Origin of the sequence: Streptomyces virginiae, assembly GCF_000720455.1 — a bacterium.
Classification (GTDB): Bacteria; Actinomycetota; Actinomycetes; order Streptomycetales; family Streptomycetaceae; genus Streptomyces; species Streptomyces virginiae.
In genome coordinates, this window is the sequence record NZ_JOAK01000026.1 from 12,980 (window position 1) to 37,443 (window position 24,464).

Genomic DNA, 24,464 nt, shown 5'->3' on the forward strand with positions numbered 1-24,464 from the left:
ACACCATGACGACCACCACGGACACCACCACCAAGACCACGGTTCTCGAAGCCAAGGGCGTCACCATGCGCTTCGGCGGCCTCACCGCCGTCAAGGGCGTCGACCTCCAGGTCAACGCGGGCGAGATCGTCGGACTCATCGGCCCCAACGGCGCCGGCAAGACGACCTTCTTCAACTGCCTCACCGGGCTGTACGTCCCCACCGAGGGCTCCGTCACCTACAAGGGCACCGTCCTGCCGCCGAAGCCCCACAAGGTCACCGAGGCCGGCATCGCCCGCACCTTCCAGAACATCCGGCTCTTCCACAACATGACCGTGCTGGAGAACGTCCTCGTCGGACGCCACACCCGCACGAAGGAGGGCCTCTGGTCCGCCCTGCTGCGCGGCCCCGGCTTCAAGAAGGCCGAAGCCGCCAGCGAAGCGCGCGCCATGGAACTCCTCGAGTTCATCGGCCTGGAGCACAAGGCCGACCACCTCGCGAAGAACCTCCCCTACGGCGAGCAGCGCAAGCTGGAGATCGCCCGCGCCCTCGCCAGCGACCCCGGCCTCATCCTCCTGGACGAGCCCACCGCCGGCATGAACCCGCAGGAGACCCGCGCCGCCGAAGAGCTCATCTTCGCGATCCGGGACAAGGGCATCGCCGTACTCGTCATCGAGCACGACATGCGCTTCATCTTCAACCTGTGCGACCGCGTCGCCTGTCTCGTCCAGGGCGAGAAGCTCATCGAAGGCACCGCCTCCGAAGTCCAGGGCGACGAGCGCGTCATCGCGGCCTACCTCGGCACCCCCTTCGAGGGCGAGCCGGGAGCGGCCGAAGTCGCCGAGGTCGAGGCGGCGGAAGCCCACGCCGAGGCGGAGGCCGAGGCTGCGGCCGAGCCCGAGGCTGCGGCCGAGACCGAGACCGAGACCGAGGCGGAAGCCGCGGACGAGGACGAGGCCCCCGCCACGGACGCGGACGCCGAGGCCGACGCGGACACGGACGCGGACAGCACCACCAGCACCACCAGCACGGAAGGAGAGGCCAAGTGACCGCACTGCTCAAGGTCGAGGACCTCAAGGTCGCCTACGGCAAGATCGAAGCCGTCAAGGGAATCTCCTTCGAGGTCAACGAGGGCGAAATCGTCTGCCTCGTCGGCACCAACGGCGCCGGCAAGACGACCACCCTGCGCACCCTCTCCGGGCTCCTGAAGCCCACCGCGGGCAGCATCACCTTCGACGGCCAGCCCATCGTCGGTGTCCCCGCCCACAAGATCGTCTCCCTGAAGCTGGCGCACTCCCCCGAGGGCCGCCACATCTTCCCCCGGCTGACGATCGAGGAGAACCTCCAGCTCGGCGCCTTCCTCCGCAGCGACAAGGACGGCATCGAGAAGGACATCCAGCGCGCCTACGACCTCTTCCCCATCCTGGGCGAGCGTCGCAAGCAGGCCGCCGGCACCCTCTCGGGCGGTGAGCAGCAGATGCTCGCCATGGGCCGTGCGCTCATGTGCCAGCCGAAGCTCCTCATGCTGGACGAGCCCTCCATGGGCCTGTCCCCGCTGATGATGCAGAAGATCATGTCGACCATCTCCGAGCTCAAGGCCTCGGGCATGACGATCCTGCTCGTCGAGCAGAACGCCCAGGCGGCGCTCTCCCTCGCCGACCAGGCGCACGTCATGGAGATCGGCAAGATCGTCCTCTCCGGCACCGGCCAGGACCTCCTCCACAACGAGGACGTCCGCAAGGCCTACCTCGGCGAGGACTGACACAACGTGTGAGGCCCGCCTCCCCTCGGGGGGAGGCGGGCCTCACGCATGTCCGGGTGCCGGAACCGTGTCGCGGAGAACTACTTCCCGCTCTCCTTCTTCTTCGCCTCGGCATCCTCGATGACCACCTCGGCGACCTGCTGCATCGACATCCGGCGGTCCATGGAGGACTTCTGGATCCAGCGGAAGGCGGCGGGCTCGGTCAGCCCGTACTGCGTCTGCAGGATGCTCTTGGCCCGGTCGACCAGCTTGCGGGTCTCCAGCCGCTGCGAGAGGTCGGCGACCTCCTGCTCCAGCGCCCGCAGCTCGGCGAACCGGGACACCGCCATCTCGATGGCCGGCACCACGTCGCTCTTGCTGAACGGCTTCACGAGGTACGCCATGGCCCCGGCGTCCCGGGCCCGGTCGACGAGGTCGCGCTGCGAGAACGCCGTCAGCATCAGGACGGGCGCGATGGACTCCTGCGCGATCTTCTCGGCGGCGGAGATCCCGTCCAGGACGGGCATCTTCACATCGAGGATGACCAGGTCGGGCCGGTGCTCGCGGGCGAGCTCGACGGCCGTCTGCCCGTCGCCGGCCTCGCCGACGACCGAGTAGCCCTCTTCTTCGAGCATCTCTTTGAGGTCGAGACGGATGAGCGCCTCGTCCTCGGCGATGACGACCCGGGTCGTCAGCGGCGGAACGTGCGACTGGTCGGCGTCGGGCGTGGGCGTCGACTCGTGCTCGGCGGTCACGGGGGCTCCTTGTTGCAAGGCGATTCAGCTCCCCCGAGCCTACCTAGCTCCTGTATGTTTGTGACACGGAGGGTCTTATGTATCCTTCGTTTCGAAGGGGCCCCGGTAGCCCAGCGGTAGAGGCGATGGATTCAAAACCCATTCAGCGTCGGTTCGAATCCGACCCGGGGTACTTCTCCTTCAATTTCAAGGTCGCCAGGATAATTCGGCGATCTTCACTCGTCGCGGTGAACGAAACTTCGAATTGCGGCCAACCGGACGAAGACCGGCGTAGCTCCCCGGGCGTGGAGCACAATCCCGCGATACTGCGATACGCGAATCAGCCGTCCTCCCGTTTACGCACACCAGGGCGCCGCGTCTCCCGCACCGTTTCGGGACAGGCCGACGCGGCCGGCGGCGGTGCCGTGCGGTTCCGCCACCCACGCGCAGGGGCCGAGGTCGCGGTCGGTGCGCTACCGGATGCTCGCGCTCAAGGCCGTGGTTCCGGGTCGGTGGCCAGGCGGGCGTGGAGGTGTTCGTCGTGGTGGACGCCGTCGCCGAAGAGGTGTGACTCGCGCAGGGTTCCTTCGGGGAGGTAGCCGCAGCGGTGGGCGACGCGGCAGGAGTCTTCGTTGCCGGTGGCGTGGGCGAGCTCGATGCGGCGGGCACCGGCCGTGCGGAAGCCCCAGGTGGTGACGGCCCTCGTGGCGCGGGTGGCGAGGCCCCGGCCGCGGGCGTCCGGCAGGAGCCAGTAGCCGATCATGGCCAGGCCGTCGGCCCGGTCCACCCAGCGGAGGTTGACGGTGCCGAGGAGGCCGCCGTCGGTCGCGGCCAGGGCGGCGAAGGCGGCGCCCGCCCCCCGGTCCCAGGCGTCCTCGCGGGCTTCGAGCCAGGTCCGGGCGGCTTTGTGGTCGGCCGCGGCGAGGGGGTTCCAGAGGGCGATCGTCGGATCGGCCGCGGCGGCGACGAGGCTGTCCAGCAGCTCCGGTCCGGCCGGCTCGCGGCCCCACGGGTGGAGCGTCACGTCGCCGAGGTCGAGCGTGGTGCGGACGAACGTCCGTATGGAGGTGCTCATGACGCCCTTCCTACTCGGCCGTCGTGCCTCTCGCCAGCCCTTTTCGGCCGGCTACGGGAGGTCGCCGTCGCCGCCGAGGTTGGCGACCATGCGGCGCAGTACGTCGATGGTGGCCGCGTACGCGGCGTCGTCGATGCCTTCGCGCATCCTCGCATGGACCTCGGCGCCGTGGGCGGTGAGGTCGGCGAAGACGGCTTCGAAGTCGGTGTGCTGGTCGTCGTAGGGGGGTCACGGGGTGGGGAGGTGGACCTCGGTCACGACCGCGGTGGCGATCGTCGGCCGGCCTTCGTGCATGGTGATGCGCCGGCCGGGGCGGACGTGCTGCCACTGGGCGGGGGTGAGGGGGACGAGGCGGACGGTGGCCCGGGCACCGGGTTCCAGGGAGCGGGTGTTCTCCAGCCAGAGCGCGGCGATGTCCACGGCGGGCTCTCCGGTGGGTGAGAGGTTGCCGATGTCCCATACGGGGCGGAGGATGCCGTGCCCGGGGACCGGTGCTCCGCGGGCGCCGAGGGTGAGGTCGGCGCGGATCATTCCGTTGCGGATCTCGGAGGCCCTCCAGTGGCACCAGGCGGTGCTGTGTTCGAGGTGCAGCTGCCGGGCCGCGTCGGCGAGTCGTTCCCAGAAGGTCAGGGGCAGCGGTCGCGCGTTACCCGCCCCTTCGAGCATGGTGAGGGCGGTTTCCCACTCGTCGTGGGCGAGGAGGTCCCAGACGTCCCGCACGGTGAGGTCGTTGTCGGTGGCCGTCTCCTCGGGAGTGAGGAGGGCGGCTGCTTCGAGCAACTCGATGACGTCCATGGGGTGATTGTCCACACCGCGCCGGACCGTCCGGCGCGGTGGGGCGGGGTGGGGCTGGTCAGCGGACGGCGTCGCCGATGTGGTGGATGCGGACGAGGTTGGTGGAGCCGGTGACGCCGGGGGGTGAGCCGGCGGTGATGACGACCACGTCGCCGGTCACGCAGCGGCCGATGCGCAGGAGTTCCTCCTCGACCTGGGCGACCATCGCGTCGGTGGAGTCGACGTGGGGCCCGAGGAAGGTTTCGACGCCCCAGGTGAGGTTGAGCTGGGAGCGGGTGGCCGGGTCGGGGGTGAAGGCGAGGAGGGGGATGGGTGAGCGGTAGCGGGAGAGGCGCCGGACGGTGTCGCCGCTCTGGGTGAAGGCGACGAGGAACTTGGCGTCGAGGAAGTCGCCCATTTCCGCGGCCGCACGGGCGACGGCTCCGCCCTGGGTGCGGGGCTTGTTGCGGTCGGTGAGGGGCGGGAGGCCCTTGGCGAGGATGTCCCCTTCGGCGGCTTGGACGATGCGGGACATGGTGCGGACGGTCTCGACAGGGTATTTGCCGACGCTGGTCTCGCCGGAGAGCATGACGGCGTCGGTGCCGTCGATGACGGCGTTGGCGACGTCGGAGGCTTCGGCGCGGGTGGGCCGGGAGTTGTCGATCATCGAGTCGAGCATCTGGGTCGCGACGATGACGGGCTTGGCGTTGCGCTTGGCGAGTTTGACGGCGCGCTTCTGGACGATGGGGACCTGTTCCAGGGGCATTTCGACGCCGAGGTCGCCGCGGGCGACCATGATGCCGTCGAAGGCGGCGACGATGTCGTCGATGTTGTCGACGGCCTGGGGCTTTTCAATTTTGGCGATGACGGGGAGGCGGCGGCCTTCTTCGTCCATGACGCGGTGGACGTCTTCGATGTCGCGGCCGCTGCGGACGAAGGAGAGGGCGATGACGTCGGCGCCGGTGCGCAGGGCCCAGCGGAGGTCTTCGATGTCCTTGTCGGAGAGGGCGGGGACGGAGACGGCTACGCCGGGGAGGTTGAGGCCCTTGTGGTCGGAGACCATGCCGCCCTCGATGACGCGGGTGCGGACGCGGGGTCCGTCGACGGCGGTGACTTCGAGGGTGACGCGGCCGTCGTCGACGAGGATGCGTTCGCCGGTGGTGACGTCCGCGGCGAGTCCTTTGTAGGTGGTGCCGCAGGTGTGGCGGTCGCCCTCGTGGTCTTCGACGGTGATGGTGAATTCGTCACCGCGTTCAAGGAGTACGGGTCCTTCGCGGAAGCGGCCGAGGCGGATCTTCGGGCCTTGAAGGTCGGCGAGGATGCCGACGCTGCGGCCGGTCTCGTCGGAGGCCTTGCGTACACGCTGGTAGCGCTCCTCGTGTTCGGCGTAGGTGCCGTGGCTGAGGTTGAGGCGGGCGATGTCCATTCCGGCTTCGACCAGTGCTTTGATCTGGTCGTATGAGTCGGTGGCGGGGCCCAGGGTACATACGATTTTCGCTCGGCGCATGGGGCGAGCGTATTCCCCTACCAACGGGTAGGTAATCGCTTCCGGGTGTCCACTCAACAACCTTTGAGCAAAAGGTTGTTGACAACTGTTGAATGTGCATGGGGGTGCTCCGATGAGCACCCCCGGGGGCCCGTTTTCTACGCGTTTCAGAGTTGGGGCGGGGTCATCGTGAAGCGGGCGTTCACCTGGGCGTGGACGGTCTGGCGCTGGGGTTCGAGGTCGAGCGGCGGGGGGCCTGCGTCCTCGGCGGCGCTGAAGGCCATGGTGCGCATGCCGGAGCCGCCGGGGGCCTGGGCGAACGGGGCGGCGTTCTCGGCGCCGAGGTCGGCGAGTTCGACGAGGGCGGCGAGGCGGGCGCCGAGGGCTTCGGCGTATTCGCGGGCGCGCTGGACGGCTTCGAGCACGGCCTGGCGGCGGGCTTCGCCGTGGGCGGGCGAGGTGGGGCGCAGGGCCCACCAGGGGCCGTCGACCTGGGTGAGTTCGAGGTCGGCGAGGCGGGTGGTGAGTTCGCCGAGGGTGGTGAAGTCGCTGAGTTCGGCGGTGATGTGGACGCGGCCGTGGTAGGCGCGGACGCGTTCGGCGCGGCCGTGGCGGGTGAGTTCGGGGGTGATGGAGAGGGCACCGGTTTCGAGCTTCTCGACGGGGTCGCCGTAGCTCTTGATGAGGTCGAGGACGGTGTTGTTGCGCCGGGTGAGGTCTTCGAGTGCGGTGCGGCGGTCGGTACCGCGGGCGCTGACGGTGATGCCGATGCGGGCGATCTCGGGGTCGACTTCGAGGCGGGCTTCGCCGCGGACGGCGACGCGGGGTACTTCGGGGGTGCCGTAGGGCTGGTGCGATGCGTCCTGGGTCATGGATTCACTCTCGCACTGTCGCCCGTTCGGGTGTGGTCACCGGATCGAAACCTGACGGGGGTGTTGCGGCTTGTTACCAGTGGGTCAGAATCTACGCGCGTTGTTCAGGCCTCAAAAGGGAGATGGCATGGCGTTCGACCGCAGGACATTCATAGGGACCACGGCCGCGACCGGTGCGGCCGTGGCGTTGGCGGGGGCCACGAGCACCCCGGCAGCCGCCGCGCAGCAGGATGCGAAGAAGCAGGGGCCGCGGAGCTACGCGTTCACGGTGATGGGGACGACGGACCTGCACGGAAACGTCTTCAACTGGGACTACTTCACGGACAAGGAGTTCGACGACAAGGCCCACAACGACGTCGGTCTGGCGAAGATCTCGACCCTGGTGGATCAGGTGCGGGCGGAGAAGGGGCGGCGCAACACGCTGCTCATCGACGCGGGTGACACCATCCAGGGCACGCAGTTGTCGTACTACTACGCGAAGGTCGATCCGATCACGGCGCGGCGTGGTCCGGTCCACCCGATGGCGCAGGCGATGAACGCGATCGGCTATGACGCCGCGGCGCTGGGGAACCACGAGTTCAATTACGGCATTCCGGTGTTGCGGAAGTTCGAGGAGCAGTGCGATTTCCCCCTGTTGGGGGCGAACGCGCTGGATGCGAAGACGCTGAAGCCGGCGTTCGCGCCGTACAGCATGCACAAGCTGCGCACGCCCTGCGGGCGGGACGTGAAGGTGGCGGTGCTGGGGCTGACGAACCCGGGCATCGCGCTGTGGGACAAGGCGAACGTGCAGGGGAAGATGACGTTCCCGGGGCTGGAGGAGCAGGCGGCGAAGTACGTGCCGCGGCTGCGGTCGATGGGCGCGGACGTGGTGATCGTGTCGGCGCACTCGGGGTCGAGCGGTACGTCGTCGTACGGTGACCAGCTGCCGTACATCGAGAACGCGGCGGCGCTGGTGGCGGAGCAGGTGCCGGGGATCGACGCGATCCTGGTGGGGCACGCGCACACGGAGATCCCGGAGTACCGGGTGAAGAACAAGGCGACCGGCAAGGACGTGGTGCTGTCGGAGCCGCTGAAGTGGGGGCAGCGGCTGACGCTGTTCGACTTCGAGCTGACGTGGGAGAAGGGCCGCTGGTCGGTGGCGAAGGTCGCGGCGAAGGTGCTGAACTCGAACACGGTGGCGGAGGACGCGAAGATCACGCGGCTGCTGGCGGACGAGCACCGCAAGGTCGTGGCGTACGTGAACCAGGTGATCGGTACCTCGACGCAGGCGATGTCGTCCGCGGAGGGTCCGGTCAAGGACGTGGCGATCATCGACCTGATCAACCACGTGCAGGCGGAGACGGTGAAGGCGGCTCTGGCGGGTACGGAGTGGGCGGCGCTGCCGGTGCTGTCGCAGGCTTCGTGCTTCTCGCGGACGGCGGCGATCCCGGCCGGGCAGGTGACGATCCGGGACGCGGCGGGTCTGTACCCGTTCGAGAACACGATGGAGGCGCGGCTGCTGACGGGTGCGCAGCTGAAGGACTACCTGGAGTACTCGGCGCGGTACTTCGTGCGGACGGCGCCGGGCGACGCGGTGGATCCGGCGAAGCTGACGAACGCCGAGGCGATCCCGGACTACAACTACGACGCGGTGTACGGGCTGTCGTACGACATCGACATCGCTCAGCCGGCGGGTTCGCGGATCTCGGGGTTGTCCTTCCAGGGCAAGGCGGTGGATCCGGCGGCGCAGTTCGTGCTGGCGGTGAACAACTACCGCGCTTCGGGCGGCGGGAACTTCCCGCACGTGCCGCAGGCCAAGCAGCTGTGGTCGAACTCGGACGAGATCCGCAACACGATCATCCAGTGGGTGAAGGCGAAGGGGACGATCGACCCGGCGCAGTTCGCTTCGGTGGACTGGCGGCTGACGCGGGCGGGCGTGCCGGTGTTCTAGTTCGCCCCCACTCGTGACGGGGCCGGTGTCCGCGGCGGCGGACACCGGCCCCGCGCGTGTTCTCAGGCGTCGGTGTGGACGAGGTGTGCGGGGACGGCGGCGTCGAGGAGGGCGATGAGGCGTTCGCCGCGTGCGACCTGGTCGGGGTGGACGTGCAGGTGGCAGCCGCAGCCGGTGAGGACGATGCGGCCGGGGCCGTCTTGGTGCATGAGGGCGATGTCGTCGAAGCGGATGTCGTGTTCGTCGCGGTGGGCGTCGCGGACGACCAGGCCCCACTCGGTGAGGACGTATTCGCCGTGCTCGTGGCGGGGGGTGAGGGCGCGGCGGAAGCGGTGCATGCGCAAGCGGGTGCCGGGGGTGGGGGCGTGCTGTCCGTACGGGCGCCAGCAGTCGGAATTGGGCAGGCGCTTGCCGTGGAGGGCTTTGAGGCGGGGGAAGACCTGGGCCGGGACGACGAGGACGGCGTCGGTGAGGGCGCGTTCCAGGTAGGCGCCGACGTCGTGCGGGGTGACGGTGGCGCAGCTCGCGGCGAGCGTGCCGGCGTCGTGGTACGGGATGCCGAAGTGTTCCGCTTCGACTGCGCGCCGGAGGGAGTTCCAGAGGACCTGGCCGTCGTCGGGTTCGGGGCGTGCGTGCGCGGTGAAGGTGTCGAGTTCGTGCCGGGTGGGGCCTCGCCGGGCGAGGTCCAGGGCTTCGTGCCAGAGGATTTCGGCGGCTTGTCCGGCGTGGCCGTCGGCGGGGTGGACGGCGAGGACGCGGTCGAGGGTGAGGCGGTCGCGGAGGAACCGGTGGAGGGTGACGCCGTCGGTGAAGCCGAGCGTGTCGTGTGCGAGGTGCTCGACGCGGTGGCTCAGGACGTGGCAGGCGGCGACGGCGGCGGGTTCGTGGGCGCGGGAGGTCAGCAGGAGGGAGACGGTGTCGACCAGGCGGTGCTGCCAGGTCCCGGGTACCCCGGCACGGATACGGGGGGCGGTGCGGTCGGGGCGGGGGCCGTCGGGCAGCGGGAGGGTGAGTCCGGCGGGCGGCGGTCCGTCGAGGGCGAGGACGGCGTTGCCGCGGGTGAAGAGGGCGGCGGCGTGGGTGCGGACGGCGTCGGGCGTGAGCCGGGCGTACATGTCGGGGTCGTGGTGCGCGACGAGGCCGAGGGCGTGGGGGCCGTAGCGGGCGCTGAGGGGTTCGGCGCCGCGGTGGTCGCAGGTGCGGGGTGGCTGGATGCCGAGGAGGCGGGTGGCGTGTTCCATGTACTGCGTCGGCAGGTCACGGAGGGCGCTGCAGACGGCGTGGAGGAAGCCGGTGACCTCCGGGTGGGTTCCCTTGACTGCGAAGTGGGTCGCCTCCTCCTCGACAGTGCTGGTGAACTCGTGGGGCCGCCTGCCGAGCTGCGTCGTCACGAGGGCTTCGACGAGGCGGGTGACGCCGAGGGTGGGGGCGGTTTCGTCCCGCAGCCCGGTGCCGAACGAGAGGACCGCGGTGAGGGGGCCCGGGGCGGGGGCGGCCTGCCACAGGACGGTGACCCCGTCGGCACTGGTTCGCTGCATGACGGCGACGATAGCCGCAGGTCAGGTGCGGTCGGCCGAGGGGGCCGCCGGAGGGGTCCCAGGGGGTGTCCCGTCGATCGGCCCGGCGTGACCGGCGTGGCGCCTCCTACGGGTGTTCGACGAGCGGGAGGAGTTCGCCGGCCGGGCGGGGGCGGGTGTGTTCGCGCTGTTCGAGGCCGAAGGTGGTGAAGGCGGTGCGCGGGGGCTGGGGGTAGGCCTCTTTGCCGGTGAGCGTGTTGAGGATGGCGGCGCTGCGCCAGGCGGCGAGGCCCAGGTCGGGGGCGCCGACGCCGTGGGTGTGGCGTTCGCCGTTCTGGACGAAGATGCTGCCGGTGACGGAGGGGTCGAGGACCATCCGGTAGCGGTCGTCGATGCGGGGGCGGCCGGAGGAGTCCTTGCGCAGGTAGGGGTCGAGGCCTGCGAGGAGGCGGGTGAGTGGTCGTTCCTTGTAGCCGGTGGCGAGGACGACGGCGTCGGTGGTGAGGCGGGAGCGGGCGCCTTGTTCGGCGTGTTCGAGGTGGAGTTCGACCTTGGTGGTGGCGACGCGTCCGGCGGTGCGGACGGTGACCCCGGGGGTGAGGACGGCGTCGGGCCAGCCGCCGTCGAGGGTGCGGCGGTAGAGCTCGTCGTGGATGGCGGCGATGGTGGCGGTGTCGATGCCCTTGTGGAGTTGCCATTGGGCGGGGACGAGGTGGTCGCGTACGGGTTCGGGGAGGGAGTGGAAGTAGCGGGTGTAGTCGGGGGTGAAGTGTTCGAGGCCGAGTTTCGAGTACTCCATGGGGGCGAAGGAGGGAGTGCGGGCGAGCCAGGTGAGGCGTTCGCGGCCGGTGGGGCGGGCGCGGAGCAGATCGAGGAAGACTTCGGCACCGGACTGGCCCGAGCCGATGACGGTGACGTGTTCGGCGCCGAGGATGCGCTGCCTGTTGTCGAGGTAGTCGGCCGAGTGGATGACGGGCACGGTGGGGGCTTCGGCGAGGGGGCGCAGGGGTTCGGGGATGTGGGGGGCGGTGCCGATGCCGAGGGCGAGGTTGCGGGTGTAGGTGCGGCCGAGGGCCTCGGCCTCGCCCGCGGGGTCGAGTTGGGTGAAGTCGACTTCGAAGAGGTCGCGTTCGGGGTTCCAGCGGACGGCGTCGACCTGGTGGCCGAAGTGCAGGCCGGGGACGCGGCCGGCGACCCAGCGGCAGTAGGCGTCGTATTCGGCGCGGTGGATGTGGAACTGCTCGGCGAAGTAGAAGGGGTAGAGCCGTTCCTTGTGCTTGAGGTAGCTGAGGAAGCTCCAGGGGCTGGCGGGGTCGGCGAGGGTGACGAGGTCGGCGAGGAAGGGGACTTGGAGGGTGGCGCCTTCGATGAGGAGTCCGGGGTGCCAGCGGAAGTCGCGGCGCTGCTCGTAGAAGACGGTGGCGAGTTCGCCCGCTCCTTGGTGGGGGAGGCCGTGGGCGAGGGCGGCGAGGGACAGGTTGGACGGTCCGATGCCGATTCCGACGAGGTCGTGGGGTGCATCGAGCTGGGCGGTCATCGGTGGGTGCTGCCTTCCAGGTGGGCGATGAGGGTGTCCAGGTCTCCCGCCGTGGTGTGCGGGTTGAGCAGGGTGGCTTTGAGCCACAGGCGGCCGTCGGCGTGGGTGCGGCCGAGGACGGCGCGGCCTTGGTGGAGGAGGGCGCGGCGCTGGGTGGCGAGTTCGTCGTCGCTGGCGTGGGTGGGCCGGAAGAGGACGGTGCTGATGGTCGGTGCCGAGTGGAGTTCGAAACCGGGGTGGGCGTCGAGGCGCTGGGCGAGGTGGTGTGCGAGTTCGCAGGTGCGGTCGATGAGGCGGATGAGGCCGTCGCGGCCGAGTGAGCGCAGCGTTGCGGCGATCTTGAGGGCGTCGGGGCGGCGGGTGGTGCGCAGGGAGCGGCCGAGGAGGTCGGGGAGTCCGGCTTCGGTGTCGTCGGTGGCGTTGAGGTAGTCGGCCTGGTGGGCGAGGGGGGCGAGGAGCGCGGTGTCGGGGACGGTGAGGAGTCCTGCGGCGACGGGCTGCCAGCCGAGTTTGTGCAGGTCGATGGTGAGGGAGTGGGCGCGGCCCAGGCCTGCGAGTTTGTGCCGGTGGCGGGGGCTGAGGGCGAGGAGGCCGCCGTAGGCGGCGTCGATGTGGAGGTCGGCGCCGTGCTGGTCGCAGAGGTCGGCGAGGGCGGGGAGGGGGTCGATGAGTCCGGCGTCGGTGGTGCCGGCGGTGGCGGTGACGAGGGTGGGGCCGGGGGTGGCGGCGAGGGAGTCGGCGAGGCGGGTGGGGTCGAGGACGCCGGTGGGCGTGGGGAGTTCGGTGGCCGGGGGCAGACCGAGGAGCCAGGCGGCGCGCGGGACGGAGTGGTGCGCGTTGGCTCCGTGCAGGACGGTGAGGCGGGGGCCGTGGCGTTCGCGGGCGAGGAGCAGGGCGAGTTGGTTGGCTTCGGTGCCGCCGGTGGTGACGAGGGCGTCGGGGTGGGGGGTGTCGAAGAACTCGGCGGCGAGGGTGCGGGTGAGTTCGGCTTCGAGGGTGGAGGCGGCGGGGGCCTGGTCCCAGGAGTCGAGGGAGGGGTTGAGGGCGCTGGCGGCGAGGTCCGCGGCGGCGGCGACGGCGAGCGGCGGGCAGTGCAGGTGGGCGGCGCAGAGGGGGTGGGCGGGGTCTGCGGCGCCGGCGGCGAGGGCGTGGACCAGGGTGCGCAGGGCTTCGTGGTCGCCGGCTCCGTGGTCGGGCAGTACGTCGCCCAGTGCGGCTCTGACGCGGGCGGTGACGGCGTCGGGTCCGCCGGCGGGGAGGGGGCCGCCGCGTTCGGTGGCGCCGGTGTGGAGGGCGTCGAGGACGGTGTCGAGGAGGGGGCGCAGCGCGTGGGGGCCGTGGGCTCCGCCGGCGAGCGCGTCGCCGTACGGCCCTGTCAACGGGACCTCCGGGGGCTCGCCGGGGTGCGGTGTGCCGTGCGGCGCTTCACAGGACCTCCGGGGGCTCGCCGGGGTGCGGTAGGGGCACCCGGCCAGTACAACGACTCAGACCCGAATGGGGTAACCGCCGGGGTTTGTCCGAATCGGCGGTGCGGGTGGGCCGGTGCCGGGGCCGGGCCGGGGTGGGGTGCCGTCCGGGACTGCATGATTTACGGCGCCTGAAGCGGACCGGCCCGTAGAGGCTCCTGCCGCGCCAACGAATCACGTTCTACGTCCCGCGGCACCCCACCCCGCCCCCGTCACCGGCCTCGCGAGCCGGACCCGCCCGCCGGGGTCGGGCCGGGGGTGGGCCGGGGGTGGGCCGGGGTGTTGTCCGGGACATAGAACGTGATTTGTCGGCGCGTGATTCGCTCTGCGGGCCGTTCCCGCCAGGGCGCCATAAATCATGCAGTCCCGGACGACATCCCGGACCGGCCCCGGACCCGGCACCGGCCCCCTTCCGCCGAGCCGCCCGCAGGGCTAACCGCGGACGCGGATGGCGCGGGACAGGTCGTCCAGTTGGTCGACGAGCTTGCGGCGCAGGAGCGGGATGATGTCGGGGTCGGCGAGGCAGGCCTGGCCCGCCTTGAGGTTGGCCTCGTCGACGGCGTAGGCCGGGAAGGCGTAGCGGCCGGCGGCTTCGCCGATGGCGGGGCCGCGGCGGGCGCCGAGGGCGACCGCGTCGGGGTAGTAGCGGGTCACGTACTCGGCGGTGAGGTCGCTCTGTTCGGGCTGCCAGAAGCCCTGGGCGGTGGCGCTGAAGAGGTAGTTGGACAGGCTGTCGTCGTTGAAGAGGCGGTTCCAGGCCGCGGCCTTGGCCTCGGGGGTGGGCAGGGCGGCGCGGCAGCGGGCGGCGCCTTCCTCGCCGGTGGCGCTGGGGTCGGCGGCGAGGGCGGCGTCGATGTCGGTCTCGCCGACGGCGCCGAGGACGGCGAGACGGCCGAGGATGCGCCAGCGCAGTTCGGGGTCGAGGGCGGGGCCGCCGGGGACGGTGTCGTCGGCGAGCCAGGCGGCGATGGTGTCGGGCTGGGTGGCGCTGCCCACGAGGGTGCGTACGGCGGTCAGCCGCATGCCGGGCTCCGAGCCGTCCTCGGTGCGGCGCAGGAGGTCGCGGGCGATGGTGGAGAGGGTGACGAGTGCGGCCGTGCGGTCCTCGGGGGCGAGGTAGCGGACGGCGATCTCGGTGCGGGCGAAGGCGAGGACGCCCTGGACGACGGCGAGGTCGTGTTCGGCGGGCAGGTGCGCTTCGGCGGTGGCCAGGTAGTCCTGCGGTGCGAGTTCGCCGTCGCGGACCATGTCGCGCAGGCAGTTCCAGACGACGGCGCGGGTGAGGGCCTCGGGGATGCCCGAGAGGCCGCGCAGGACCGTTTCGAGGGAGGTTTCGTCGAGGCGGATCTTGGCGTAGGTGAGGTCGGCGTCGTTGAGGAGGAGCAGTGCGGGGCGGGTGCCGCCGGCCGAGATGACCTCGTCGGAGGGGACGTCGAGGTCGAGGAGTTCGCGCAGTTCGAGGATGCGGCCGTCGACGGGGTCGCGGTCGTAGACGCCGACGGCGATGTGGTGGGGGCGGCTGCCGTCGCGGTCGACGGTGAGGGTCCAGCCGTTGGTGTCTTCGGGGTCCTCGATGCGCGGGGTGAGGGTGTCGATGCCGGTGGTGCGCAGCCATGCGTCGGCCCAGCCGCGGACGTCCCGTTCGGTGTGGGCGGCGAGGGAGTCGATGAAGTCGGCGAGGGAGGCGTTGGCGAACTTGTGGCGGGCGAAGTGGGTGTTGATGCCGGCCAGGAAGTCCTTCTCGCCGAGCCAGGCGACGAGTTGGCGCAGGGCGGAGGCGCCCTTGGCGTAGGAGATGCCGTCGAAGTTGAGGAGTGCGGAGGCGGTGTCGGGGACGTCCTCGGGGGCGACGGGGTGGGTGGAGGGGCGCTGGTCGGCGTCGTAGCCCCAGGGTTTGCGGGTGACGCCGAAGTCGGTCCAGGTGTCGGTGAAGCGGGTGGCTTCGGTGAGGGTCTGGTAGCCCATGTATTCGGCGAAGGACTCGTTGAGCCAGATGTCGTCGAACCAGGCGAGGGTGACGAGGTCGCCGAACCACATGTGGGCCATCTCGTGGGCGATGACCATGGCGCGGGACTGGCGTTCGGTGTCGGTGACGGCGGAGCGGTAGATGAATTCGTCGCGGAAGGTGACGAGGCCGGGGTTCTCCATGGCGCCGGCGTTGAATTCGGGGACGAAGGCCTGGTCGTAGGAGTCGAAGGGGTAGGGCTCGGTGAACTTGACCTGGTAGCGGTCGAAGCAGGCCTTGGTGATGGAGAGGATCTCGTCGGCGTCGGCGTCCATGTGGGGCGCGAGGGACTGGCGGCAGTGGATGCCGAAGGGCAGTCCGGCGTGTTCGGTGGTCACGCTGTGCCAGGGGCCCGCGGCGACGGCGGCGAGGTAGGTGGAGATGACGGGTGTGGGGGCGGACTGCCAGATGCCGGCCCCGTCGGTGTCGCGGTCGGCGAGGCGGGTGGTGACGCCGTTGGCGAGGACGGTCCAGTGCGCGGGGACGGTCACCGTGAACTGGAATACGGCCTTGAGGTCGGGCTGGTCGAAGGCGGCCAGGACGCGCTGGACGTCGTCGAGGAACATCTGGCTGTAGACGTAGGTCTCGCCGTCGGCGGGGTCGGTGAAGCGGTGCAGGCCCTCGCCGGTGCGGGAGTAGCGCATGCGGGCGTGGACGCGCAGCTCGTGGTCGCCCGGTGTGAGGGCGAGCGGGAGGCGGTTGTCGTCGAGGGCCGCCGGGTCGAGGGGGTGGCCGTCGAGGGTGGCGGAGCGCAGTTCTTCGGGCTTCAGCTCCACGAAGGTGTCGCCGGCGGAGCGGGCGGTGAACCGGATGGTGGTGGTGGAGTCGAAGGTGTCGTCGCCGGTGGTGAGGTCGAGGCCGACGGTGTAGTCGTGGACGTCGAGGAGCTGGGCTCGGAGCTGCGCTTCGTTGCGCGTCAGTGCGGACATGGGGCCCATGCTGCCGCAGTGGGCGGCCGGACCCCGAGTGTCTACTCTTCGCCGGCGGCGATCGTCTCGTGGTGGCGGATGACCTCGGCGATGATGAAGTTGAGGAGCTTCTCGGCGCCCCTGTTGCACCCGCACTGAACAGCGATCGAGCAGCGTCCCCGCAGCTCACAGGCCTAGGGCTGCAGCTTGCCACCCGGCCGCATGCATTCTGAGGTCACTCTTAGGACACTCTCAGACCACTCCTGGTACGAGGCGCCGTCCCCTAAATATCTCCTACGGGGGTCGCATCCTTTCACCAGGTCGCCAGCATGATGAGCGGCTCCTCGCCTACCTGAAGGCGAGGAGCCGCTCGGCGTCAGGATGCCGACCAAAGGGCCACCGATGTCCGACCCCCGACGCGCTCTTGGGTTGGCGTCCGCGACGGTCGGCCAACCTTGATCACAAAAAGCAGGATGTATCCTGCAGACAAGACGATCTTGAAGTATGAGCGTCTAGTGGGTGCAACCCGCAACGCCCCCATGGATCCTCGAAGCCCGCATCAGATTCGGCGACCGCATTCGCGACGCCCGGCGCGAGGCGGACCTCACGCAAGACCAGCTTGCGGAGCTCGCGGGCATTCACCGCACCACCCTGCAAGACACTGAGGCCGGCAAGACCGACCCCAAGTTCAGCTTGATTCTGCGCCTCGCCCGAGCCCTACGCCTCCCGGCGCGGGACCTCATGCCGTAGTCCCCTCATGCCCTGTTTCGGCCACGAGGAACGCCCCTCATCCTGCCTGGCATATGCCGCTCCGGGAAGGGTGCGTGGCGCATTTATCTATACACTGCGTTCACACCCCGTGCGAATGTGTCACTTTTGCCAGTCCTGTCCCAGTGGTTCACCCCTGTCGCGCTCGAACTTACGAGCGAGTAGGTCCGGAGTCAACCATTCCGGGATCGAACCTGTGGCCGGTTCCCGCTCCCCCTAGCGCCGCCGCACCAGGAGGAGCGGGGGTCATGGAGTGCCGCAGCCGTGGCAGGCCCGCGGGAACCAGCGCACCGCCATGTCGGCGACGGCCGCCGGCTGCTCGCCGAGGTCGATGGCCGGGCCGACGCCAAGATGGATCCCGCAGTACACGCACGCCGCACCGCGGACCTGCTCCGTCGACAGATCACCGACCGGCGGGAGAGGAGGAAGGGTGTCGCTCATGCCCGTACTCTGCCCTGCCGGCCGGGACGCTTCCACCCGCCTTTCTGGGACGCCTGGGACACATTCCCGGTAGCGTCACCGCATGCCCGCACACGCCCGCAGAGGCCGCTCGTGAACGCCATGCTCCGGGACGCCATGGCCCGCCGCGGCGTGACCCGGACGGAGCTGGCCCGTATCGTCGGCGTGGACGTGAAGACCGTCGACCGGTGGGTGGATCCGCCGTCGCGGACGCCGCACTCGCCGAGACGGGCCGCGGTCGCTGAGGTGCTGGGAGTGGATCCGGGAATGCTGTGGCCGCGCGCCGTAAGGGCCGCCATAAAGACGGGCGCCGACCGGGAGATCCTGGCCGCGTACCCGTACCGGAACGCCTGCCCGCCGACGGTGTGGTCGTCGCTGCTGGACGGCGCCCATCGGGACATCGTGTTCGCCGGCTACACGTCGTACTTCCTGTGGCAGGAGCAGCCGCGGGCCGCCGAACGGCTGCGGGCGAAGGCGGAGGCCGGCTGCCGCATCCGGTTCCTGCTGGGCGACCCGGAGTCGGAGGTGACCCGCCGGCGAGAGGCGGTCGAGGACGTCCCGTTGACGGTGTCAACGCGGATCCGGATCACGCTGGACCAGCTGCGGAAGCTGGGCCAGCTGCCGGGGCTGGAGGCCCGCTTCTCGGAGGGGCATATCTCGCTGTCGGTGTTCCGGTTCGATGACGAGGCGCTCGTCACGCCGCACATCGCGGACCAGCTGGGCCACGAGTCGCCGCTCCTGCAGCTGCGCCGGCTCCAGCCCGACGGGCTGTTCGACCGGTTTGCCCAGCATGCCGAGACGTTGTGGGCTGCTGGCCGGCCGGTTCCGGATGTCGGTGGCGGCTCGTAGGATCGGGGCATGATCCGGTCCGCTGAGGTCGTGAACGCTGAGATCCGCGAGTTGTGGGCGGGTGGCTCGCTGGCGGCTGAGGACGTCGACCGCTATCACCGGCTCGTCGTGGAGTGGGCTGAGGCGGTACGCGCCGAGCAGGAGCTGGCGGCCTAGAATCCGGCCGTGGCTATCGAACCCCCTGACGAATTGATCGAGCTCCAGCGTGCCTCCGACGAGGCGCATGAGGCCGTCCGTGCCGACCCGTCCCCGGAGGCGTGGGCTGTCTGGCGGGACCGGGCCGGCGAGGTGCAGAAAGCGGTGACCGAGTACGCGAAGGAGATCGGCGAGCCGCGGAACAAGGTCGAGGCTGCGGTGAAGAAGGCCGTGAGGCATCCGGAACCTGAGGCTTGACAGACCTCCGCCCCGCCGGGCGCTGTCCCCGTGGGGTCCGGTGGGGCGGGATCGTGCAGCGAGGCAGCCCGCCTCAACCCGTGAATGGGATACGAACAGGCTAGCGGCGGGCACTGACAACGAGGCGCCACAGAATTACCCGGCTTGCTCCCACGCTGCGACAGCTGCCGCCGCGATCCGGTCGTCCCAGAGGGGGCCAGTCGCGCAGATCGGTCCGGGGGTATAGCCATCCATGCCGTGGGTGAGGCGTGCATGCGTGTCGGCGGCGATCTGGCGGGGGCGGGAGTAGGTGCCGGAGTTCTCGGACAGTGGCCAGGTGTTTCGGCTGCCTCCGTCCTCGATGAGGAGCCAGCCGTTGCGCTGGTCCCATCCCAGGTAGACGCCGTGCGGCCAGTGCTCCTCGGCGACGATGCCGGCGGGCCAGTCGCGGAAGACGGCGTCGAGCTGTTCGCCATCGGGGGTCTCGGTCCAGCAGGCGCCCGGTTCGATGCCGTAGGCGGCGAGCTGGTGGGCGACTTCGTCCATATAGGCGTCGTGGGGCAGGGTGTCGGTCATGAAATCCCCCTCGGGTTGGTTTGTGTAGGTATGGGTACCGGTGCGGGGTATGCGGCGTCAAGGTATGCGTCAACCGCGTAGACTCGAACATGTGTCCGATCTGCCGCCCGACCTGCCCCGCCTCCGCACCCTGGAGACGTGGCTCGCCCTGAGCCTCGACCGGGTCCGGCAGCAGATAGCCGCAGCCGAACAGCAAGCCGCCGTCGACGTTCACCGCGAGCCGCCGCCCGTCCCGGACTGGCTCGTCGAGTACGGCATCGGCATCGGCCGAACCCCCGTCCGCGTCCACGGCGGCGACTGCTGGGACACCCGGTCCCGCTGTCATCCCGCCGACCGCGACGTCGCCCGCCGGGCCCTCGTCAACGGCGTTGAAGCCTGCACCCACTGCCGGCCGGACACTGTGCTCGGCGTGCTGGACTGACCGCGCGCCCGCACGCTGGGGGTATGGAGCATGCGCCGATCCTCGTGCACCGGATCTCCCCGTCGGGTGGCCGGCGGGTCGTGATCCGGGTCCGCGGCATCGACACCGTCCTCGGCGTCGCCCACTCCGACCGGGACCTGATCGAGTTCCTGCGGCGCATCGACATCCCCGACCCCGACGACCTGGTCCTCGGCGACTCCGAGGTCATCGCATGGCAAGGCGGCCAGCCGCACGTCTATGCCGAGGCCGACGAGGGCTGAGCGCGCGCGGCAGCCCTCCCGTGGGGAGGACCGGGAGGGACGCCGGCCCCGGGGGGTCCGGTGGGAGCACCGTAGACCTCAGCGTCCGGCAGCGATAGGCATATGACGTGGGAAATCTCCCCGCCTATTCGCATCCTCAATCGGTGTGAATGATGGGCAAAGCCTGCTACCCCACTGCAGCACTTACCTGAAGTTTCAGGTAGCCTGCGGGTAAGTGATAGCGCTTTGGGAGTCCCCAGGTGGGCTGCCGGGATCAGCCGGAGCCAGGCAACTGGATCCTCCACCCACAGAGGTGGCAGTGGCCCCCGGAGCCCTCCTGGGGACTTCCTGCGTCAGGCCACACACCACTTCTTCCACCAGCTGCGGCAGGTGACGTAGGCGGGGTCGCCCACCACCTTGACGCCGTAGCCGAGCAGCGAACCGCCGGAGGTCTTGCGGTACAGCTGGTGCTTGCACAGCAGGAGATTCTCGGCACAGTCGTCGTCGTTCGGGGAGCCCGACAGCGCAGCGTTCAGCAGGCCAGCGTGGATGTCTGCCAGCTGGATGCCGTCCCACTCGGTGCCGTGCCATTTGGGTGGCCACTTGATGTGACTCCAGGGAACCCCATAGGTGGCGACAAACCCCTGCTTCACGTAGGTCAGGTAGTTGAGTGTGTCGCTGTGGTCCATGCCCTTCACGGCGCCCAGCCGAACGACGGCCGAACGGGGGCCGCCCTCCCAGCCCTTGGCCGCGTAAGCCACCCGCTCGAGGAGTAGGCGCGTCGTGTAGTTGTAGAACCGGACACCGTTCGTCATGCCGGCGAACTGGCGCGTGCCGTCCTTGGGGACGATCACGTGGACGACCTTCGCCGAGGGCATTACTGCCAGCATCCGGGCCGCATTGCGGCGGCGCTCGGGATGCTTCTTCTTGAAGTGGTCAACCCAGTGCAGCGGCCGCGAAACGTCCTGGGGCCGGCTCTGGTGGATCAGTGCGCGGAGGCCGCCCGCGGTTGCGCGCACGTTCCAGTCTTCCTCTTCCGGCACGATGAGTGCCGTCATGGCGAAGAAAGCCGAGGACTGCTTTCCGTAGCCGCGGTCTCCGGTCTCGTCGACGTAGACGTTCACCCGGGGCAAGGAACTCGGGTGGAGGAACCGGACATTAAACGGGTCCGTCATCGGACGGCACGAGCGCAGCGGCGCACGCTACGGTAAGTACGTACCACGGGAGACTGCACTCCTTTGGTTCTCCCCCTCGGCGGGGTCCAGCCCGCCGGGGGCATAAGGCCCTCTGCGGCCGACGCGCCCATGCGCACGACCGGTGACGGTAAATTACACCCGATCGGCGGCATCCACGCGCATCTATACGCCGTGCCGTGGCCTAGGAGCACGAAGAAGCCCCCGCTCGAAGGCGGGGGCTAGGCAGTGCTCACCGTGCGCCGGTCAGTACCCGTCCCTGACGGTGAAGACCTCTAGTGGCAGATGTGCATTCGCGTCTATGCCAGGTGTGGCACGGGGCGCCGACAACGGGCGGGGGTCAGGCGGGGTCACCGTTCGGCGCCGGCGTCCATCCACGCTGGCCGCCCATCGGAACCCGGACGGCCCGAGCAACGGCGCTGGCCTGACGGCGAGTGAACCGGTCCTGGTACTCCCACTCCTCGTAGGAGTCGCGATGCGCTTCACGCTCAGCCAACAGGAAGGCCGCGTAGGTGTCGCTCGCGGCCTTGGCGGCTGCTTGCGCGTCGTCGTGCCACGTGGCGGGGAGGTAGTCGGCCTTCCAGGAGAGCCGCCACCTCTGCGCTCCGTCGTAGGCGAGCAGCTCGATACGGCCGATCTTCAGGTCGTGGTCATGATGCCGCAAGCTGATCACGTCACCATCGCCCCACGGCACGAAGGTGGGCAGGGGCGACTTCTTCCGGCGAGGCATCTGTTCTTCCTCTCTGCCGACGGGCGCCCATTCAACATCGCGAGCGCCCGCTGCGGTAGACCAGCGCATAACGACTGCCTACTTGCTGGCCTTACGGGCGTTGTCGGTGGACCGATCGAGGTGGCCGTACACGGTGGTGCGCGGCACGCCGAACAGGTCGGCGATCTCCTGCACGGTCCTCTCGCGCTTGTCGTACAGCTCCTGCGCGAGCCTCGCCTGCTGCTCGCTCAGCTTTGGCTTCCGGCCGCCGACGCGGCCGCGGGCGCGCGCCGCGGCGAGCCCGTCCATGGTGTTCGCGTGAATGAGCTCCCGTTGGAACTGTGCCATCACGCCCAGCATGCCGAACATGGCCCGACCCTCAGGTGTGGACGAGTCGATGCTCTGCTCGATGATGTGCAGCCCCACGTTCCGCTGCTGCAGCTCTTCGCCGAGCGTGACGAGGTGGAGAAGGGAGCGGGAGATCCGGTCCAGGCGCGTCGCCTTGAGGGTGTCGCCCTCGCGGAGGCGCTTCATGAGGATGTCGAACTCGGGGCGGGAGGCCTTGGAGCCGCTGAAGTAGTCGATGTGGATGTTGTCGCGGTGGACGCCGGCGCGAAGCAGGGCGTCGATCTGATGGTCGGGGTTCTGGTCGGTGGTGGAGACGCGTGCGTATCCGAAGTCCATGTGACGACTCTACCGCCCGAGAGGTTACCCGTCATTGAATCTCGACACGAGTTGTCGACACCAACGTCCTGCGACGATAGGCTCGTTGACGAGATGACGACAGACGGTGGTTAGCCGTCATTCAGTGATCAAGGAGCGGCATTGGCCCACGACATGGAAAAGGTTCGGGAAATGGCCGCGCGGAGCGGCCTGCCCCTGGACTACCTCGCTCGGCTCAATGCCGCCGAGTCCACTCCCGACGACCCTCACGGAGAGGGAGCCCTCCTCCGCCAGATGATCGTGGTCTTCGACCACTACCTAGCGAAGTCCCTCACCGGCGACAGCGCCGTCGAGGACTTGGCCGCCTTCGGCTTCACCGAGACTGCGGCAGCCCTCGCAAGCCGTCAGGCTTCCTGACTCCGCGCACAGCAAAACGCCCCCACCGCCGAAGCGGTGGGGGCTTCTACTTCTCCTCGACCGGGGCGGGCTGGACCCACCGCGTGATGGCTTCGACGAGGGCGGGGTCGAGCTTGGCGAGCTCCGCGATCGCCGCGGCGTCAGCCGGCTCAGGCTGGATGCCGGCTCCGGCGAGGGCCTCGTCGAGTGCGACTGTGTTGGCCTGCTCCTCGACTGGCGGCTCGGGTGGTTCCTCGGGCGGCGGTTGGGGTTGTTCTTCGATGAGGCCCATGTCGACGAGCGTTTCGACGTCGGCCATGAGGGGCTGGCGTCGGGGTGGTGCTGGCCGAGGGGCCGGCGCTTCGTCGCTCATCACACTCCAGTTCGGTTGTAGTCGTTGATCCGGTCCGGGGGCGCTGGCGGCTCGATCCCGGCCTGGCGCATCTGGGTCGTGAGGTCTCCGACGTAGAAGACGAACGCGCGGACCAGCGAGCGGAGCGACCGGACTTCCTCGCGGGTCTCCGCCAGGTCGGCCGTCTGCTTCTCCCTGATCTCCCGGAACGCCTGCAGGTCGGCGGCCCGCTGTGCCGGTTCGCTCTGGACGACGGCCGCTACTTCCGTGGCGCGTGCGGTCGCGGCTGCGGCAGCCCGTGAGGACCGTGCCGTGTACACCGCTCCGATGCATGTGAGGACGGCCGCCGTCACCGTCACTACTGCTGCCCAGACGCCTGTCATCCGCCCTCAGCTCTCCGGGCGCGCGGAGCGTTGGGCACTGAGTGCTCGGGCACCGTCGCGGCCCACATGATCACCCCCACGTGGGAGGTGAGGTACCAGACGGCGACCCAGGCGCCGCGTGAGTAGTCGCCACTGATGACAGCGGCGAGATAGGAGATCGCCCACACGGCCGGCGGAACCAGAGCAGCGATGAATCCGAATCGGTCTCGGCCGACCTTCAGGAAGGCCGAGAGAGTGGTGATGAGGCCGGCGATGACCCACAGCCATGCCCAGCAGTGGAGCGGGGCGTTGCGGGTGAGGAGGCCAAGGCCGGCGGACTGGGGCGGGTCGACAATCATGCCGGCGCCCCAGCAGGTCTTGCCCAGGCCCAGGATGAGGAGGAAGTGGCCGCGGCGGCCCAGCTGCTTACGTAGCCGCCGGACCGCACGGCACTTCACCTACACGCTCCGGACCGGGGCGACCGCGGTGGCCGGGGCCGGGGCGGTGATCTGCGTCCGGTCGAACATGGCGACGACCGCGGCCGCGGCGGCGAGGACGACGGCCTGCTGCTCGGCGGACCAGTCGAGGCCGAAGCCGACGGCGAGCGCGAGGGCGGCCTGGGCGAAGCCGAGGACCGCGGCGCCGATGGCGTCGCCCGCCATTACGGCGAGGATCAGGCCGACGAGGGCTGCGGCGACAGCGTTGATGACGGCCTGCTGCTCGGCGGATACGTCCATACCGAACGCTGCCAGGAGCTTCACGACGATGGCGATCAGGCCGAGCCAGAGCGCCGGTTCACGCTTGAAGATCACGGGTGTTCCTCTCAGCCCCGGAGGGCAGCGTCGTAGGCGAAGAGCTGGTTGTACTGGGCGTCGCCGTCCGCGTCCCCGGGGATCCAGTAGTCGATCTCGGGGGCGCCCCAGAGCGTGTACTCGGCGGCGGTGATCCGGCGGGTGAAGCCCGTGGGCCAGATCCCGAAGACGGCCTTGCCGTCGCCCTGCGCGGCCTGCCCCTTGACGAGGATCAGGCCGGCCGGCTTGGTGAACGTCGGGGCGGGCGGGGTGGTGGGAGGAGTCGTCAT

General features: G+C 69.8%; 29 protein-coding genes, 1 tRNA gene and 1 pseudogene. 11 read left to right on the forward strand and 20 right to left on the reverse strand.

Annotated elements, in window-relative coordinates:
- Positions 1-5: 5 nt before the first annotated feature.
- Entirely contained in the window at positions 6-1,028 is a 1,023-nt protein-coding gene (locus IG86_RS0129725) for an ABC transporter ATP-binding protein (protein ID WP_208864285.1), read from the forward strand.
- Entirely contained in the window at positions 1,025-1,741 is a 717-nt protein-coding gene (locus IG86_RS0129730) for an ABC transporter ATP-binding protein (protein WP_030824819.1), read from the forward strand. The genes IG86_RS0129725 and IG86_RS0129730 overlap by 4 nt, the downstream gene beginning before the upstream one ends.
- 80 nt (positions 1,742-1,821) lie before the next feature.
- Here IG86_RS0129730 and IG86_RS0129735 read toward each other — a convergent pair whose 3' ends face one another.
- Positions 1,822-2,475, reverse strand: coding sequence for an ANTAR domain-containing response regulator (locus IG86_RS0129735; protein WP_030664904.1), 654 nt, complete (start codon positions 2,473-2,475; stop codon positions 1,822-1,824).
- Positions 2,476-2,574: 99 nt separating this feature from the next.
- On the opposite strand from IG86_RS0129735, the gene IG86_RS0129740 reads away from it, so the two are divergent.
- Positions 2,575-2,647 (forward strand) — tRNA-Leu (locus tag IG86_RS0129740).
- Positions 2,648-2,944: 297 nt separating this feature from the next.
- Here IG86_RS0129740 and IG86_RS0129745 read toward each other — a convergent pair.
- The 4 genes from IG86_RS0129745 to IG86_RS0129765 all read right to left on the reverse strand — a co-directional run bounded on the left by IG86_RS0129745 (position 2,945) and on the right by IG86_RS0129765 (position 6,661).
- The gene (locus IG86_RS0129745) at positions 2,945-3,529 is read right to left on the reverse strand and encodes a GNAT family N-acetyltransferase (RefSeq protein ID WP_045936600.1); all 585 of its coding nucleotides are present in this window, start codon (positions 3,527-3,529) and stop codon (positions 2,945-2,947) included.
- Between the two features lie 228 nt (positions 3,530-3,757).
- A complete protein-coding gene (locus IG86_RS0129755; protein WP_030824813.1) occupies positions 3,758-4,324 on the reverse strand; it encodes a hypothetical protein in 567 nt (188 codons plus the stop codon).
- Between the two features lie 58 nt (positions 4,325-4,382).
- Positions 4,383-5,810 carry a pyruvate kinase gene (gene pyk, locus IG86_RS0129760; protein WP_030824810.1) on the reverse strand — a complete coding sequence of 476 codons (1,428 nt, stop codon included), beginning with the start codon at positions 5,808-5,810 and terminating at the stop codon, positions 4,383-4,385.
- A gap of 146 nt (positions 5,811-5,956) precedes the next feature.
- On the reverse strand, positions 5,957-6,661 hold the full coding sequence (locus IG86_RS0129765; protein WP_030824808.1) for an SIMPL domain-containing protein: 705 nt from the start codon (positions 6,659-6,661) through the stop codon (positions 5,957-5,959).
- Positions 6,662-6,788: 127 nt separating this feature from the next.
- Between IG86_RS0129765 and IG86_RS0129770 the strand changes: the two genes are divergently transcribed.
- A complete protein-coding gene (locus tag IG86_RS0129770; RefSeq protein ID WP_030824805.1) occupies positions 6,789-8,591 on the forward strand; it encodes a bifunctional metallophosphatase/5'-nucleotidase in 1,803 nt (600 codons plus the stop codon).
- A 62-nt stretch (positions 8,592-8,653) separates the two neighbouring features.
- Here IG86_RS0129770 and IG86_RS0129775 read toward each other — a convergent pair whose 3' ends face one another.
- The 5 genes and pseudogenes from IG86_RS0129775 to IG86_RS44715 form a co-directional block, all read right to left on the reverse strand.
- A complete protein-coding gene (locus tag IG86_RS0129775) occupies positions 8,654-10,129 on the reverse strand; it encodes a hypothetical protein (RefSeq protein WP_030900928.1) in 1,476 nt (491 codons plus the stop codon).
- 106 nt (positions 10,130-10,235) lie between these two features.
- Complete coding sequence (locus IG86_RS0129780; protein WP_030824799.1) at positions 10,236-11,645, reverse strand: lysine N(6)-hydroxylase/L-ornithine N(5)-oxygenase family protein; 1,410 nt, start codon at positions 11,643-11,645, stop codon at positions 10,236-10,238.
- Positions 11,642-13,024 carry a pyridoxal phosphate-dependent decarboxylase family protein gene (locus IG86_RS0129785; RefSeq protein WP_030900930.1) on the reverse strand — a complete coding sequence of 461 codons (1,383 nt, stop codon included), beginning with the start codon at positions 13,022-13,024 and terminating at the stop codon, positions 11,642-11,644. The genes IG86_RS0129780 and IG86_RS0129785 overlap by 4 nt, the downstream gene beginning before the upstream one ends.
- A 519-nt stretch (positions 13,025-13,543) precedes the next feature.
- Entirely contained in the window at positions 13,544-16,054 is a 2,511-nt protein-coding gene (pepN, locus tag IG86_RS0129790) for an aminopeptidase N (RefSeq protein ID WP_078848239.1), read from the reverse strand.
- Between the two features lie 32 nt (positions 16,055-16,086).
- Positions 16,087-16,161 (reverse strand): annotated as a pseudogene (locus tag IG86_RS44715) (chorismate mutase); the annotation flags it as partial.
- A 382-nt stretch (positions 16,162-16,543) separates the two neighbouring features.
- Here IG86_RS44715 and IG86_RS0129795 point away from each other — a divergent pair.
- A complete protein-coding gene (locus IG86_RS0129795; RefSeq protein ID WP_030900934.1) occupies positions 16,544-16,774 on the forward strand; it encodes a helix-turn-helix transcriptional regulator in 231 nt (76 codons plus the stop codon).
- Between the two features lie 264 nt (positions 16,775-17,038).
- On the opposite strand, the gene IG86_RS0129800 is transcribed toward IG86_RS0129795, so the two are convergent.
- On the reverse strand, positions 17,039-17,233 hold the full coding sequence (locus IG86_RS0129800) for a hypothetical protein (protein WP_030900937.1): 195 nt from the start codon (positions 17,231-17,233) through the stop codon (positions 17,039-17,041).
- Between the two features lie 120 nt (positions 17,234-17,353).
- Between IG86_RS0129800 and IG86_RS0129805 the strand changes: the two genes are divergently transcribed.
- From IG86_RS0129805 to IG86_RS0129815, 3 genes are read left to right on the forward strand one after another with little or no spacing between them, the layout of a single operon-like run.
- A complete protein-coding gene (locus IG86_RS0129805) occupies positions 17,354-18,100 on the forward strand; it encodes a hypothetical protein (RefSeq protein ID WP_338116765.1) in 747 nt (248 codons plus the stop codon).
- A gap of 9 nt (positions 18,101-18,109) precedes the next feature.
- Positions 18,110-18,256, forward strand: a complete 147-nt coding sequence (locus tag IG86_RS43755; protein ID WP_167751175.1) for a hypothetical protein — start codon at positions 18,110-18,112, stop codon at positions 18,254-18,256.
- Between the two features lie 9 nt (positions 18,257-18,265).
- Complete coding sequence (locus IG86_RS0129815) at positions 18,266-18,493, forward strand: hypothetical protein (RefSeq protein WP_244306142.1); 228 nt, start codon at positions 18,266-18,268, stop codon at positions 18,491-18,493.
- A 135-nt stretch (positions 18,494-18,628) separates the two neighbouring features.
- Here IG86_RS0129815 and IG86_RS0129820 read toward each other — a convergent pair whose 3' ends face one another.
- On the reverse strand, positions 18,629-19,048 hold the full coding sequence (locus IG86_RS0129820) for a hypothetical protein (RefSeq protein ID WP_030900946.1): 420 nt from the start codon (positions 19,046-19,048) through the stop codon (positions 18,629-18,631).
- A gap of 91 nt (positions 19,049-19,139) precedes the next feature.
- Between IG86_RS0129820 and IG86_RS0129825 the strand changes: the two genes are divergently transcribed.
- A complete protein-coding gene (locus IG86_RS0129825; RefSeq protein WP_030900948.1) occupies positions 19,140-19,469 on the forward strand; it encodes a DUF6233 domain-containing protein in 330 nt (109 codons plus the stop codon).
- A gap of 23 nt (positions 19,470-19,492) precedes the next feature.
- Positions 19,493-19,729, forward strand: a complete 237-nt coding sequence (locus IG86_RS0129830; RefSeq protein WP_030900952.1) for a hypothetical protein — start codon at positions 19,493-19,495, stop codon at positions 19,727-19,729.
- A 332-nt stretch (positions 19,730-20,061) separates the two neighbouring features.
- On the opposite strand, the gene IG86_RS0129835 is transcribed toward IG86_RS0129830, so the two are convergent.
- The 3 genes from IG86_RS0129835 to IG86_RS0129845 all read right to left on the reverse strand — a co-directional run bounded on the left by IG86_RS0129835 (position 20,062) and on the right by IG86_RS0129845 (position 22,294).
- Positions 20,062-20,832 (reverse strand): DUF3800 domain-containing protein, encoded by a 771-nt coding sequence (locus IG86_RS0129835; RefSeq protein ID WP_030900954.1) that lies wholly within the window; start codon positions 20,830-20,832, stop codon positions 20,062-20,064.
- A 409-nt stretch (positions 20,833-21,241) separates the two neighbouring features.
- Positions 21,242-21,631, reverse strand: a complete 390-nt coding sequence (locus IG86_RS0129840) for a hypothetical protein (protein ID WP_030900957.1) — start codon at positions 21,629-21,631, stop codon at positions 21,242-21,244.
- A gap of 78 nt (positions 21,632-21,709) precedes the next feature.
- Positions 21,710-22,294: a recombinase family protein gene (locus IG86_RS0129845; protein WP_030900960.1), complete on the reverse strand. Its 585-nt coding sequence runs from the start codon at positions 22,292-22,294 to the stop codon at positions 21,710-21,712.
- A gap of 141 nt (positions 22,295-22,435) precedes the next feature.
- On the opposite strand from IG86_RS0129845, the gene IG86_RS0129850 reads away from it, so the two are divergent.
- Positions 22,436-22,690, forward strand: coding sequence for a hypothetical protein (locus IG86_RS0129850; RefSeq protein WP_030900962.1), 255 nt, complete (start codon positions 22,436-22,438; stop codon positions 22,688-22,690).
- 46 nt (positions 22,691-22,736) lie between these two features.
- Here IG86_RS0129850 and IG86_RS0129855 read toward each other — a convergent pair whose 3' ends face one another.
- From IG86_RS0129855 to IG86_RS0129875, 5 genes are read right to left on the reverse strand one after another with little or no spacing between them, the layout of a single operon-like run.
- Complete coding sequence (locus IG86_RS0129855) at positions 22,737-22,988, reverse strand: hypothetical protein (protein ID WP_030900964.1); 252 nt, start codon at positions 22,986-22,988, stop codon at positions 22,737-22,739.
- Positions 22,989-23,041: 53 nt separating this feature from the next.
- Positions 23,042-23,341: a hypothetical protein gene (locus IG86_RS0129860; protein ID WP_234434828.1), complete on the reverse strand. Its 300-nt coding sequence runs from the start codon at positions 23,339-23,341 to the stop codon at positions 23,042-23,044.
- A gap of 59 nt (positions 23,342-23,400) precedes the next feature.
- The gene (locus IG86_RS0129865) at positions 23,401-23,841 is read right to left on the reverse strand and encodes a hypothetical protein (RefSeq protein ID WP_030900971.1); all 441 of its coding nucleotides are present in this window, start codon (positions 23,839-23,841) and stop codon (positions 23,401-23,403) included.
- Positions 23,842-24,195, reverse strand: coding sequence for a hypothetical protein (locus IG86_RS0129870; RefSeq protein WP_030900973.1), 354 nt, complete (start codon positions 24,193-24,195; stop codon positions 23,842-23,844). It lies immediately after the preceding gene.
- A gap of 11 nt (positions 24,196-24,206) precedes the next feature.
- The gene (locus IG86_RS0129875; protein ID WP_030900975.1) at positions 24,207-24,464 is read right to left on the reverse strand and encodes a hypothetical protein; all 258 of its coding nucleotides are present in this window, start codon (positions 24,462-24,464) and stop codon (positions 24,207-24,209) included.